This window comes from Tardiphaga sp. GW821-FHT12E02, from assembly GCF_058807155.1.
Genome location: NZ_JBXAQK010000002.1, coordinates 497813 through 510686, shown reverse-complemented (window position 1 = coordinate 510686; position 12874 = coordinate 497813). Strand labels below are relative to the sequence as shown.

General features: G+C 59.4%; 9 protein-coding genes and 2 pseudogenes. 8 read left to right on the top strand and 3 right to left on the bottom strand.

What is annotated here, in order from left to right:
• The first annotated feature begins 5 nt into the window (after positions 1 to 5).
• Both AC1RQ5_RS29940 and AC1RQ5_RS29935 read left to right on the top strand, forming a co-directional pair.
• Entirely contained in the window at positions 6 to 1205 is a 1200-nt protein-coding gene (locus AC1RQ5_RS29940) for an FAD-dependent monooxygenase (RefSeq protein WP_493204409.1), read from the top strand.
• Between the two features lie 70 nt (positions 1206 to 1275).
• Positions 1276 to 2247, top strand: coding sequence for a Bug family tripartite tricarboxylate transporter substrate binding protein (locus AC1RQ5_RS29935; protein WP_493204407.1), 972 nt, complete (start codon positions 1276 to 1278; stop codon positions 2245 to 2247).
• Positions 2248 to 2466: 219 nt separating this feature from the next.
• On the opposite strand, the pseudogene AC1RQ5_RS29930 reads toward AC1RQ5_RS29935, so the two are convergent.
• Together AC1RQ5_RS29930 and shc are read right to left on the bottom strand one after the other, a co-directional pair.
• A pseudogene (locus AC1RQ5_RS29930) lies at positions 2467 to 3095 on the bottom strand (YceI family protein).
• A gap of 104 nt (positions 3096 to 3199) precedes the next feature.
• A complete protein-coding gene (gene shc, locus AC1RQ5_RS29925) occupies positions 3200 to 5131 on the bottom strand; it encodes a squalene--hopene cyclase (RefSeq protein WP_493204405.1) in 1932 nt (643 codons plus the stop codon).
• 79 nt (positions 5132 to 5210) lie between these two features.
• Here shc and AC1RQ5_RS29920 point away from each other — a divergent pair, with 79 nt between their 5' ends.
• The 3 genes and pseudogenes from AC1RQ5_RS29920 to AC1RQ5_RS29910 all read left to right on the top strand — a co-directional run bounded on the left by AC1RQ5_RS29920 (position 5211) and on the right by AC1RQ5_RS29910 (position 8359).
• Positions 5211 to 5777, top strand: coding sequence for a TetR/AcrR family transcriptional regulator (locus AC1RQ5_RS29920; RefSeq protein ID WP_493204404.1), 567 nt, complete (start codon positions 5211 to 5213; stop codon positions 5775 to 5777).
• Between the two features lie 44 nt (positions 5778 to 5821).
• Positions 5822 to 6733 carry a polyprenyl synthetase family protein gene (locus AC1RQ5_RS29915; RefSeq protein WP_493204541.1) on the top strand — a complete coding sequence of 304 codons (912 nt, stop codon included), beginning with the start codon at positions 5822 to 5824 and terminating at the stop codon, positions 6731 to 6733.
• Positions 6734 to 6998: 265 nt separating this feature from the next.
• Positions 6999 to 8359 (top strand): annotated as a pseudogene (locus tag AC1RQ5_RS29910) (IS1182 family transposase).
• 122 nt (positions 8360 to 8481) lie between these two features.
• Here the strand turns inward: AC1RQ5_RS29910 and AC1RQ5_RS29905 are convergent.
• Positions 8482 to 9657: a zinc-dependent alcohol dehydrogenase gene (locus AC1RQ5_RS29905; protein ID WP_493204402.1), complete on the bottom strand. Its 1176-nt coding sequence runs from the start codon at positions 9655 to 9657 to the stop codon at positions 8482 to 8484.
• Here AC1RQ5_RS29905 and AC1RQ5_RS29900 point away from each other — a divergent pair.
• The 3 genes from AC1RQ5_RS29900 (at position 9586) to AC1RQ5_RS29890 (ending at position 12803) form a co-directional block, all read left to right on the top strand.
• A complete protein-coding gene (locus AC1RQ5_RS29900; protein ID WP_493204400.1) occupies positions 9586 to 11106 on the top strand; it encodes an SMP-30/gluconolactonase/LRE family protein in 1521 nt (506 codons plus the stop codon). The genes AC1RQ5_RS29905 and AC1RQ5_RS29900 overlap by 72 nt on opposite strands.
• 199 nt (positions 11107 to 11305) lie before the next feature.
• Positions 11306 to 11623: a hypothetical protein gene (locus AC1RQ5_RS29895; RefSeq protein ID WP_493204398.1), complete on the top strand. Its 318-nt coding sequence runs from the start codon at positions 11306 to 11308 to the stop codon at positions 11621 to 11623.
• 406 nt (positions 11624 to 12029) lie between these two features.
• The gene (locus AC1RQ5_RS29890; RefSeq protein ID WP_493204397.1) at positions 12030 to 12803 is read left to right on the top strand and encodes an alpha/beta fold hydrolase; all 774 of its coding nucleotides are present in this window, start codon (positions 12030 to 12032) and stop codon (positions 12801 to 12803) included.
• Positions 12804 to 12874 lie beyond the last annotated feature (71 nt).

The following is a 12874-nucleotide window of genomic DNA, read 5'->3' as shown; positions in this document are numbered from 1 at the left end:
AAAAGGTGAGCAGTACAAAGCCGAAGGTGATCATCGCCGGTGCCGGGATCGGCGGTTTGACGGCGGCGCTGTCGCTCCTCAAGCGGGGCTTCAGCGTTGAAGTCTATGAGCAAGCACCCGAACTCCGTGAAGTCGGCGCAGGCGTGCAGGTAAGCGCCAACGGCATGCTGGTCTTCGACAAACTGGGTCTCACAGACCGTATCATGGCAGAAGCAGCGCATCCGGAACGGCGCGAAATCCGGATGTGGAATACCGGGCAAGCCTGGACCGCCTTCGATCTCGGCACGATCTCGGTTCAGACCTACGGCAATCCGTATGTCACCATGTACAGGCCCGGCCTCCTGGACATCCTGTCGCAGGCTGTGTCCTCGCTTGCCCCCCATGCGATCAAGCTGAACCGTAAGGCGATCGCGTGCGAGGACACGGGAGATCGGGTCACCTTGCATTTCGCTGATGGCACGTGGGCGACCGGTGATGTCCTGATCGGTGCCGACGGCATCCATTCGGTTGTCAGGGCCACGCTGCATGGTGTCGACAATCCAGAATTTACTGGCCTGGTCGCCTGGCGGGGTGTCATCCCGATGGACACCCTGCCCGCACGCCTTGCCCGCAACGTGTCCTCGAACTGGGTCGGCCCGGGTCGCCACATCGTGCAATATCCGCTCCGCCGCGGCGCATTGATGAACTTCGTCGGCATCGTGGAACGAACGGATTGGACCGAAGAGTCCTGGACTACGCCAGGGTCACACGACGACATGCGCGCAGACTTCGTCGGTTGGAATGACGATGTCCAGCAACTGATAAACGCGATCCCGCAACCCTATCTATGGGCGCTGAAGCTCCGAAAGCCGCTTCCGCGCTGGTCCGAAGGCCGCATCACCCTGCTGGGAGATGCATGCCACCCGATGGTGCCATTCCTGGCTCAGGGAGCCGTGATGGCGATCGAGGATGGATATGTGCTTGCGCGTGCGCTGGACGCCCACACGGATATCGCCGAAGCGCTCAAAGCCTATGAATCCGCTCGGCTTGAACGGACGTCACGAGCCGTGAATGGGTCGGCGGACAACACCAAGCGTTTCCACAATCCCGCGCTCGGCGACCCGGCTTCAGCGGGAGCTTACGTCGAACGTGAATGGGCAGAAGACCGCCTGCTGGAGCGCTACGCCTGGCTCTACCACTACAACGCGGACACTGTTGCGGTCTGAGTAAAACCTGAATTGAAAAGGCACCAGTGCGCCCTTGCGCGCTGAGAACGCCATTGCATCTGGAGGAAACATGATCGACCGACGCTCGCTTCTGCTCGCCGGGCTTTTCGCATCCGTTGCAGGACCATCATTCTCACAGGGCAAGTATCCAACGCGGCCCGTCACGCTCGTGAACCCGTTCGCGGCAGGCGGACACCTGGACTCGCTGGGCCGCCTGATCTGCAACCATATGCAGACCGTCCTCGGACAACCATTCATCATCGAAAACAAGGTCGGCGCGGGAAGCACCATTGGCGCGCAATACGTGTCGAGGGCGGCGCCGGACGGCAACACGCTTTTGCTCGGCACCACGAGCTCATTTGTGATCGCCCCCTACATCTACAAACCGCAGCCCTACGATCCGTTGATGAATTTTGCCCCGATCATCGGGTTGACGGAAGCTGCCACGGTGCTGGTCGCGAGCGAGAAGAGCGGGTTCAAGACGCTGAAGAACCTTCTGGACGCGGCGAAGAGCAAGCCGGGTTCCGTGACTGTCGCTTCCGCCGGCAACGGAAGCTTCCCGCACGTTTTCTCGGAGCTTTTCAGTTCCCTGACCGACGTGCAGATGACGCATGTGCCCTACCGAGGCGGCGGCCCTGCGATGAATGATCTCATCGGCGGACAGGTTGATGTGTTCTTCGAGGTGGTCCCGAGCGCCACGCCACAGATTGAGTCTAAACGCGCTATTCCGCTTTTAGTCAGCGGCAACGCCCGCTCACCATTGTTGCCGGACGTTCCTTGTGCCGCCGAACTGGGCTATCCCGACCTTAACCTCATGTCCTGGTCAGGAATCGCGGCTCCTGCCGGGACCCCCGCCCCGATCATCGAAATCTTGAACAAGGAGGCCAACCTGGTCCTCAAGTCCGAAGAGATGAAGTCCTTCGTCGATCGCTTCGGATATACACTGATCGGCGGCACGCCAAAAGACATGGCCGACCGCCTCGCCAAGGAAGCGACGATCTACAAGCAGCTCATCGCAAACCGAGGCCTCACGGTTCAATGAAGAGGTGCCCGTCGATCTATCGACGGGCAAGCGATCGGAGACAGCCGCGTTTAAGTTTTCGCCGAGACTTTGTTGAGTGGGCGTCGATCTCTGCGGATCGGTCAAAAGGCTCGGGAAAGATGTCCGCTTTGCGCCATGAGCGGACATTAGGCCTTCGAGGATATTGCGCAAGATGCATTACGTAGCGTTCGGCAGTCGCACTTTATCGAACGTTCCACTTCACTCCAGAATGAACGCGGCATCGATCTTCAACTGAACTTCGTCGCCGAGAACTGGCAGATATTGGCTGATGCCGAAGTCACCACGCTTGATCATTCCCGTCGCCTGAAATCCGACGGTTGTTGCCTTGTCGATGGGATTAATCCCCGAACCGATCAATCGCGCATTCAACGTCACGGGCTGGTGACGCCATGCAGTGTCAGGTCGCCGGCAATGGTTGCAGTGTCGCCGCCTGTCGATGTGATTTTCGTCGCGGTGAAGGTGGCCTCCGGATACTTCGCAGCTTCGAACCATCCCTCGCCCTTGAGCTTTTCGGTCAATTCAGGAACGGTCGTCTGGATCGATCGGGTTGGTATCGTCACCTTGAGCTGTGACACCTCGGGCTTGGCTGGATCAATCTTGAGACTGCCGGATGCTCCCGAAAATTGGCCGGAGAATTCACTGAAGCCGAGATGCGATAGCGAGAAAGTGACCTGGGTGTGCTCTGGCTCAACCTTGTAGTTCCCCGGTTTCACAGCCGCAGCATCTCTTGAGGCTGCCTGCTGCGCTTGCGCCGTCGATGAGGCGATGGCTGCAACAAGGAGTGCCGCAGAGATCGAAGCAAAGCGGAAGCTCTTGGAGATATGCATAGATAGCAGGTCCTTCTACGTCAGTATTCGCATGATCAAAGTCACACACCAGCCGGCACGGTTCTGTGACGACCAGTCGGTTTTCTTGAGGCAGTGGAGTTTTTCTAAAATCCGGACGTGACAAGCTTGCTGTTGCTCTGTCGAAGGTTGTGCATGCGTGACAAAGCCATCAACGGAAAGAAGAGACGATAGCCATGGTATTTGAGATAGAAGACCCGCGGGAAACCGACCGCGTTGTAGCTTCGCTCTTCCCACTCGCCGTTCTTCTGGCTCTCCTTCAAGAAGCGCCCTGCGGTCTCTACCGCTGAATGGTCGCTTCGGCCGACCGCCATCAGGCCAAGCATGGCCCAAGCCGTTTGCGTCGGCAGGCTGTACTGGTTTTCGGTGTAGCGACCATTGTCATAGCTTCGCTCGTCTTCTCCCCAACCGCCATCGGCGCGCTGGATCGAGATCAACCAGTCAGCGGCACGCTGGACCATGGGATCGTTATGGGCGATGCCCGCGATGTTGAGAGCGCACAGCACTGACCACGTACCATAGATGTAGTTGGTCCCCCAACGCCCGAACCAACTGCCATCCTTCTCTTGCTCACGCCGCAGATAAGCGATCCCTTGCTCGATCGTCGGCTGATCTTCTATATGTCCGAGCTGGCACAGGAACGAAATGCAGCGCGCAGTGACGTCCGCCGTCGGCGGATCGAGCAACGCACCATGATCGGCGAATGGGATGTTGTTGAGGTACTCCTTGTCGTTATCCGCATCGAAAGCGCCCCACCCGCCATTGGTGCTCTGCATGCCAATGATCCAATGCCGCGCCCGTTCGATCGCGTCAGCATATTTGGCCTTGCCGCTCTTCAGCAGCAGCATTCCGGCCACGGCGGTGTCGTCCACGTCTGGATAGTGGTCGTTGCGATACTGGAACGCCCAGCCGCCAGGCTTGGCATCCGGGCGAATTTCGGCCCAGTCGCCACGCACATCGGTGATCTGGCGCTCGAGCAACCAGTCGCAGGCGGACTCCACATGCGCATAGGCCTCGCTGCCACCGGCCTGCGCCGCCTCGAACATCGCGTGACCGGACAGGCAGGTGTCCCACACCGGCGACACGCAAGGCTGGCAATAAACCTCGTCGTCTTTCTCCACGATCAGTAGGTCGATGGCACGCCAGATCATTGCCATGTGCGGATGACCATGCGTCGGCGACAGCGCATCATACATCATCAGCGAATAGGCCATGGCCGGATAGATGGCGCCGAGCCCATCCCTGTCGTTCAGCCGTTCCTCGACGAAGGTGACCGCGCGCTTGATGGATTTTTCACGAAGGATCGGCGCAATGATCGGCTCGATCATTTTGAGACCAACGTCGATCCATTTGAAGACATGCCCCCACCGCGAGCGAAACGGACCGCGGATCCAGTCGCGAACCTCGTTCGGAGGCTTGCTGAAAATCTCCGAAAATTCGACACGCACCGCGATATGTCCTTTGGGCCGTAGAGCCTGAATGACAAGGAGCGGTACGACGCAGACGCGCGCCCAATAGGACATCGCCCAGATGTTGAAGAAGAACCATTTGGGAAGATACATGATCTGAACCGGCATCGAGGGCACGCCTCGCCACGGGATGGCGCCCAGCAAGGCTAGTTGGATGCGGGTAAAAACATTCGCGCGCTCGGCGCCGCCATTGGCGAGGATAGCTTCCCTCGCGCAAATCATATGGGGAGCATCGACTTCATCGCCGATGATCTTGAGAGCGCAATAGGCCTTCACGCTCGCAGACATGTTGAAGTCGCCGTCCGTATACATCGGCCAGCCGCCGTGGGCCCCCTGGGTGCGGCGGAGATAGGCCCCGATCTTGCGATGCTTATCTGGCGAGATCCGATCCATATAGTGCTCCAGCATCACGAATTCGGCTGGAATGGTCGCATCGGCTTCGAGTTCGAATACCCAATGGCCGTCCTTCTTCTGAAGCCCCGAAAGCGCGGTAGTGGCGTCCGAGATGACTTCGGCGAGTTCTGATGATGAAAGGTGATTGGCTTGCATGCGAGTTCCGGAACGAATTGGCGCCCGGCCCGGGCGCGATACACTTGACGACATACCGTCTGGACGGTAGTCCATAAACATGGGTCTATCTCCGGCGCAAGTCAAAAGGGCGGCAAATGTTCGTGAGCGGATTCTTGCTGCGGCACAGCTACTGGTGAGCGTGGGCGTTCATGGGGTCACGCTGGATGCTGCTGCGCGAAACGCGGGGGTGAGCAAAGGTGGCCTGCTCCACCATTTCCCGAACAAGCAAAAGCTGATCGAGGCAGTGCTTGCCGACCTGTTGAACAAGCTCGATAAAGACATCGACGATCACATGACGCACGATCCGGAGCCTTACGGCCGGTTCACGCGCGCCTACGTCGCGACGACTTTCGTTGATTTCGACGGCGAACGTGGAAATCTCTGGGCTGCCCTTTCCGTCGCCCTGCTGTCTGATCCATCTCTTCGACGCATCTGGGGTGAATGGCTGACGGTTCAACTCGAAAGGCACCGAGAAACCGATACAGATCCTTCCCTCGCCACGGTCCGCCTTGCCGCAGACGGGGTCTGGCTCGCGCACTTATTAAAGCATGCGAGCGTTCCCATGCCCCATTTCGCACAGGTTCGCCGTGATCTCATGGCGCTTAGCCGCAGGCGTCAAATCTGACCAAGACAGCAACGCCTCGCGGCCCAAAGGATACATAATTGGCGATGAATACCGATCTCGCGAAACGGCTGGATCAGACTGCTGACGACGTCGAGCGGGTGATCGCCATCATACTTGGTGATCGGGCACTTCCGGATGAGATCGACCGTCCAAAGCGATTGATGGAAGCGATGCGCTACTCGATGCTCGCCGGCGGCAAGCGATTGCGCCCCTTTCTCGTCCTCGAAAGTGCTGCGATATTCGGCGTTCGCCGCGAACAGGCACTGTTGGTCAGCGCGGCGCTGGAGTGCATCCACGTCTACTCGCTGATTCATGATGACCTTCCTGCGATGGACAACAGCGAACTGCGCCGGGGTCAACCTGCCTTACACTTAGCAACCGACGAAGCGACAGCCATTCTGGCTGACGATGCGCTTCTCACGCTGGGCTTCGATATCGTAACGCGCGATGAGGTGCATTCAGATCCCGCCGTCCGCCTGCGATTGACCCGCGCACTGGCTCGCTGTGCCGGTCTTGGCGGCATGGTTGGTGGTCAGATGCTGGATCTCGCTGGAGAAGGCCGCTTCGGCGGCGTCGGCGATGTAAATATTTCTATCACGCACCGCATGAAAACTGGTGCACTGCTGCGCTACGCTTGCATCGCAGGTGCGCTGCTCGGCCAGGCCACGCCTATTGAATACCGTGCTCTGGACGACTTCGGCTGCGCCATTGGGGAAGCGTTCCAAATCGCCGATGATATTCTCGACGTCGAAGGAGAAGCAACAATTCTTGGCAAACCGGCTGGAGCTGATGCGGCGCTCGGGAAAACGACCTTCGTCACGCAACTCGGTCTTGATAGCGCACGCAAGCGCCTTGAAAGCCTGACAGCTGCCGCAGAGGGTTCGTTGTCATTGTTCGAGGACAAAGGGAGCGTACTTCAAGCAGCAGCATACTACGCTGCTCAACGCAAAAATTAATCCTTTACGCTGGCGCTGAATCTTCGGCAGATGCCCCAAGTTCCGTTTTACGCCAATTAGCGGAGGGCTTGTACTGCCCAAGCGAACGACCAGCCATTCTGCCACTTCATCTCAGCAAATTAAGGGGTACGCTCCGCGTGAACCCTGAAGCCATTGCCTCCGGTGAGTCGCCATGACCGCATTGCGCCGATTGTGTTGAAAAACTCCCCTGTTGAAGCGGATCGCCATCGCTGATTCAATCTCGATCTCGGCGGAGGCTGAATCGATGATGGGTCCACAGCAGACTGATCAGGCGGCTCTATTTTATGAGTTCTCGCTGGAGCGGCACGTACCAGCCGCTCACATGCTGCGGAACATTGACCGGTTCGTCGATCTGTCAGTCATTCGGAGCGAGTTGGCGCCATTCTACAGTTCGACGGGACGGCCATCGATTGATCTGAGCTGCTCGTCCGGATGCTGCTGGTAGGCTACTGTTACGGCATCCGGTCGGAACGACGATTGTGCGAAGAGGTTCACCTGAACCTTGCTTATCGTTGGTTCTGCCGTCTCAATCTCGATGGCGAGGTTCCGGATCATTCGACCTTTTCGAAGAACAGACACGGTCGCTTCCGCGATTGCGATCTCCTACGCAAGCTGTTCGAGGCGGTGGTGCGACGCTGCATGGCGGAGGGGCTGGTCGATGGAACAGCCTTCGCCGTCCATGCCAGCCTGATCGCTGCCGACGCCAACAAGCAGCGCTCCGCTGCGGGGACCGAGGACCATGACTGGGACGCGCTTGCCCGGACGCGGCGGTCCGTCCGTGAGTACCTCGACACACTGGACGAGGCGGCCTGGGGCGCAGCGAGCGAGACGGTGCCGAAGTTCGTCTCCCGATCCGATCCGGCCGCGCAATGGACCGGGGCTCACAAAGGCCACGCCTTCTTTGCTTATGCCGACAAATTACCTGATCGATCTGAAGGCTGCGGTCATTGTTGATGTCGAGACGACACGCGCCATTCGAACGGCCGAGGTTGGTGCAGCCCGCACGATGATTGAACGTGCCGAGAAATGCTTCGGCATCCATCCCCAGCGTCTGGCTGCCGACAGCGCGTATGGCTCAGCCGACATGCTGGGGTGGCTGGTCAACAAGCGCGCGATTGAGCCGCATATACCCGTGTTCGACAAGTCGGCTCGCAAGGATGGAACGTTCGCCCGCGACGACTTCGCCTATGATCGGCAGCTGACATCTATCGCTGCCCCGCGGGCAACGTGCTAACTTCAACCGGAACACTGGTGAATGACGGAGCGACGCTTCTCTATCGCGCCAGCAAACGTGACTGCGATATCTGCGACCTCAAACAGCGGTGTTGTCCGAAGATGCCAGCCCGCAAGGTGCCGCGATCGATCTACGAGAGCGCCAGGGACGTAGCGCGTGGGATTGCCAAGACAGAGGCGTATGTAACCTCGCGGCGCGAACGCAAGAAGATCGAGATGTTGTTCGCGCATCTGAAGCGCATTCTGCGCCTCGATCGGCTTCGTCTGAGAGGTCCATGCGGCGCTCGCGACGAGTTCTTGCTCGCCGCCGCTGCTCAGAACCTTCGGAAGCTGGCAAAACTGATCCCGGCACCGGCTCCGATGCCCATCTGAACTGGGATAGACACTCGCGCGCTCGATCCCTTTCCGCGTGCCAACAGCCAACTCGCCGACTTCTTCAACACAATCCGCCAGAAGCGGGCTTTGCGATAATCGCTCGCTACTCCACCACCGGCTCATCGGCCAGGACGCATTACGACCTTGATCACCCCGTCCTCTTTGTCTCGAAACTTGCGGTACATCTCGGGGGCATCTTCCAGGCTCGCCTGGTCTGTAACGACGAAGCTGGGGTCGATGTCGCCCTTAATGATGCGCTCCAGCAACGGCTTGGTGTAGGCCTGCACATGGGTTTGCCCAGTCTTGATGGTCAGCCCCTTGTTCATGGCCGCACCAAGTGGAATTTTGTCACCCATCCCAACGTAGACGCCGGGGATCGAGATAGTTCCGGCCTTGCGGCAGGCCATGATCGCCTGTCGCAGCACGTGGACGCGATCGGTGGCGAGGAACGTCGCCGCCTTGATCTTGTCCATCACGGCATCGACAGCCCCATGTCCAGCTGCCTCTGCGCCGACGGCGTCGATGCAACTGTCCGGGCCGCGCTTGTCGGTTAAACGCATCAGTTCGTCATGAACGTCGAGATGCGAGAAGTTGATGGTCTCAGCGCCTCCGGCCTGCGCCATCGCCAACCGCTCCGGCACCTCGTCGATCGCGATTACTCTGCCGGCGCCTAGCATGAAGGCTGAGCGAATCGCGAACTGGCCGACCGGGCCACACCCCCAAATCGCCACGGTGTCGCCGTCCTCGATCTGCGCGTTGACGGCGGCCATGTAGCCGGTCGGGAAAATGTCCGACAGAAACAGCGCCTGCTCGTCGGTGACATTGTCCGGCACCTTGATGGGACCGACATCGGCCATCGGCACGCGTAGGAATTCGGCTTGGCCGCCGGAATAGCCGCCCAGCATGTGACTAAAGCCGAATAGGCCCGCAGGCGACTGACCCATCGCCTTGGCGGCGATCTCATGATTGGGATTCGTGCGGTCACAGCAGGAAAACAAGCCCTTCTGGCAAAACCAACACTGGCCGCAACTGATGGTGAACGGCACTACGACTCGGTCGCCGATCTTCAGGTTAGTTACTTCCGAACCGAGCTCAATCACTTCGCCCATATTTTCGTGGCCGAGAATGTCGCCCTCTTCCATTGTGGGCTGATAGCCATCGAGCAGATGAAGATCGGAACCGCAGATCGCACACGCAGTGATTTTGATGATGGCATCACGGGCATGCTGGATTTTGGGATCCGGAACCGTATCAACCCGGACATCGCCTTTTCCGTGCCAGCAAAGTGCGCGCATTGTATTCTCCCTCAAGGATGCGCGTGCCAACAATCTGAAGACAACGTTGTTCCGACGAGCTTCCTCGGAATCCATCGAATCCTTTCGCTCTCCTGCGACGCTGCGGTATCAGTATCTCAGAATGGAGAAACTCGGCATACGGTGTGTCTTACCATATGCCGATTGAGATCGTGGCCCGTTCCGGAACAGAACGGGCGCCCACCATTTACGTATCCAGACAATTCAGCCCTGCACACCAAAAGGACCGGTATGAACCGCTTACTTTCCGCATCGTCGCTGCTCGCCCTATCGCTCGTTTGCCAGATCGGCGCGGCAAACGCCCAATCTGCTATGCAGGACATTAAGGCAAAGGCTGAGCGCATCGTCGCGCCATTGACCGGCAACAAGGACGACCGCCTTCAGGAGGTCGCCAAATTCGATCATCAGGTGACGGGCGCCACCGTTGCCGAGGACGGGCGCATTTTCGTCAACTTCCCGCGCTGGTCCGAGGATGTCCCGGTCTCGGTCGCCGAAGTGATGAAGGACGGCACCATCAAGGCCTACCCGAACGAGGAATGGAATTCGTGGCGCAATCTCAACATGGCCGGCGTCACGCCGGGTGATCACTTCGTCACCGTGCAAAGCGTTGTTGCGGACGGGCGCGGTTCGCTGTGGGTGGTCGATCCTGCGGCACCGAACACGGAAAAGACCGTCAAGGACGGACCGAAGCTGGTGCAGATCGACCTCGCCAGCAACGGCGTCAAGCGCATCTACCCGATTGCGGCAGACGTTGCCGGTCCGGGCAGCTATCTCAACGATGTTCGAATCTCTCCGGACGGCAAGTACGCCTACATGACCGATTCCGGCGTGCCCGGCGGCCTGGTCGTCGCTGACCTCGCCAGCGGCAAGGCATGGCGGGTGCTGAGCGGCGATCCCTCTACCGAGATGGAAAAAGACGCCGTGGTTGTTGTCGACGGTAAGCCGCTCAAGCGACCTGACAATCGCCAGCCGATGTTCAACGCCGATGGCATCGCCCTCTCGCCCGACGGCAAGACGCTCTATTGGCAGGCGCTGACCGGCAAGACCTTGTACAAGATCGGCACCGATGTGTTGCAGGCTGCGGCCGGCAAGCCGGATGCGGCCGTTGGCAAGGCCGAGAAGGTGGCGACCACGGAGCCCGTCGACGGCCTCTGGATGGACAAGTCCGGCAAGCTGTTCCTTAGCTCGATCGCTGACAACGCCGTCAAGAGTCTTAATGCCGACGGCACACTCAAGACCGAACTGACCGATGTGCGGCTGCGCTGGCCGGATACGTTCGCGCAGGGCCCGGACGGCGCGCTCTACGTGACGGCATCGCACATCCAGGACTCGCCCTGGTTCCACCCGACCGGATGGACGGACAAGAACTTTACGTTGTTCAAGTTCGTGCCTGAGTCCGGCACGACCGGCGCCGGCCCGTCACGTCGCTAAATCCGCAACAGCGCAAACTACGGCGCCTCGGGCACCGTAGTTTTTTACAGCCCAACGCCGATTGCGCGGCGTGACTGAATTGGACAATCGATGCTGAAAACCACGCCCGGCACCAAGGTCGAGAGCGCGCCACCAGGACGAAAACGGCTTCCGCTCGGCTGCGGTCGATTTTTGTGCGAACAGCACTACAGTCTATGAAATGCGTGCTCAGCTTTGGAACGATGCCGACAAGCAGCCAATCGAAGACGCTTCGGTTGTCTGGCCCGAGGACGTATCGCCGTATATTCGCATTGCCACCCTGACAATCCCGCCGCAAAACGCTTACAGCATCGAGCGGCAGCACTTCTTCGACGAGCAGATCACATTTAAGCAAGCACACGCGCTTGCGGCGCACCGACCGCTTGGCTCTGTGATGCGTGCCAGGTTGCAAGTCTACCAAGCACTTTCAAAATTCCGGCAGAGCGAGAATGGAATCACGGAAGTCATGCCAACGGCGGTTACCGATATTCCGTCCTGAGCCGCCCTTGCGGCAACATGACTGACAGCCGCGTCGCCTTAAAGGGCCCGCGGCCGTCCTACGGAGAGGTGGACGTCCAGCCGATGAGGAAGTCAAGATAGAAGGCCAATCGAGCTGCCGCCCCCATGAACCGGCCTTTACGGATTTGAGATTGTCACCGACCCGATGCTCTCCTCTGCCGACAGTCTTGACGGTGTCAGCGCCATCTTGTCTCGGCACCAGCCGAAAGATGAAACTACCCGGGACCGTGCTGCGGAAGCTCTCGACTATGCCCGTAAATCCAGCGTGCTTTGTTTACCTATACCACTCAACCAGTTTCGACCACCGGCGCTGCCGGACCACGCGCGTCAATGGCCCATAAGGCGATCTGGTGCGTTAGGGTTTGCAGTAACTTAAAAGGCGTAAGATGCACCATATCCAACGCGGCACAGGGCCAAAGCTGCTGCTCATTCACGGTCTCGGCGGAAGCTGGCAATCGTGGAGCACGATCCTTGACGAGCTCAGCGCGCATCGCACGGTGATTGCCGTCGACCTTCCCGGACATGGCGCCACGCCGGGTGAGGGTGATAGCGGCACGTTCGCCGGACTGGTTGGCAGCGTCGAGCGCTATATCGCAGCGAATGATCTGACGGGCGTCGACGTGGTCGGCTGCTCGATGGGCGCACGGATCGTCCTCGAACTTGCACGGCGCGGCGGCGTCGGCAACGTGGTTGCACTCGATCCGGGTGGCTTCTGGCGCGGTTGGGAACGAACCTTTTTCAAAGTGACCATCGGACTGTCAGGACGATTGCTGCGCGCGATCCGACCGCTGCTGCCGACGCTTAGCCGAAATGCAGTCACGCGCACGGCGTTGCTGGTACAATTGTCAGCGCGGCCTTGGGCGCTTGACCCGCATGTCGTGACAACCGAACTGACGGGACTCAGCACCACGCCGACGTTCGACGCGCTGGTCGACGATCTTGCCACAGGCCCAGAGCAGACTGGGCCAGCCGCGCTATCCACCGGTCGCGTCGTAATCGGATGGGGAAGGCAGGATCGGCTTTGCCTGCCCCGCCAGGCAACGCGTGCCAAAGCGGCTTTCCCATCAGCAGATTTTCATTGGTTCGAGTCCAGCGGCCACTTCCCCGCATGGGATATGCCGGCCGAGACCGTTGCCGTCATTCTTTCCGCAACTCAGTGATCTTGCATTTCGATCGATCACTCACAACTCGACGAGATGAGCGGCAGGCATTCGCCGACCGCCGGTTTGTC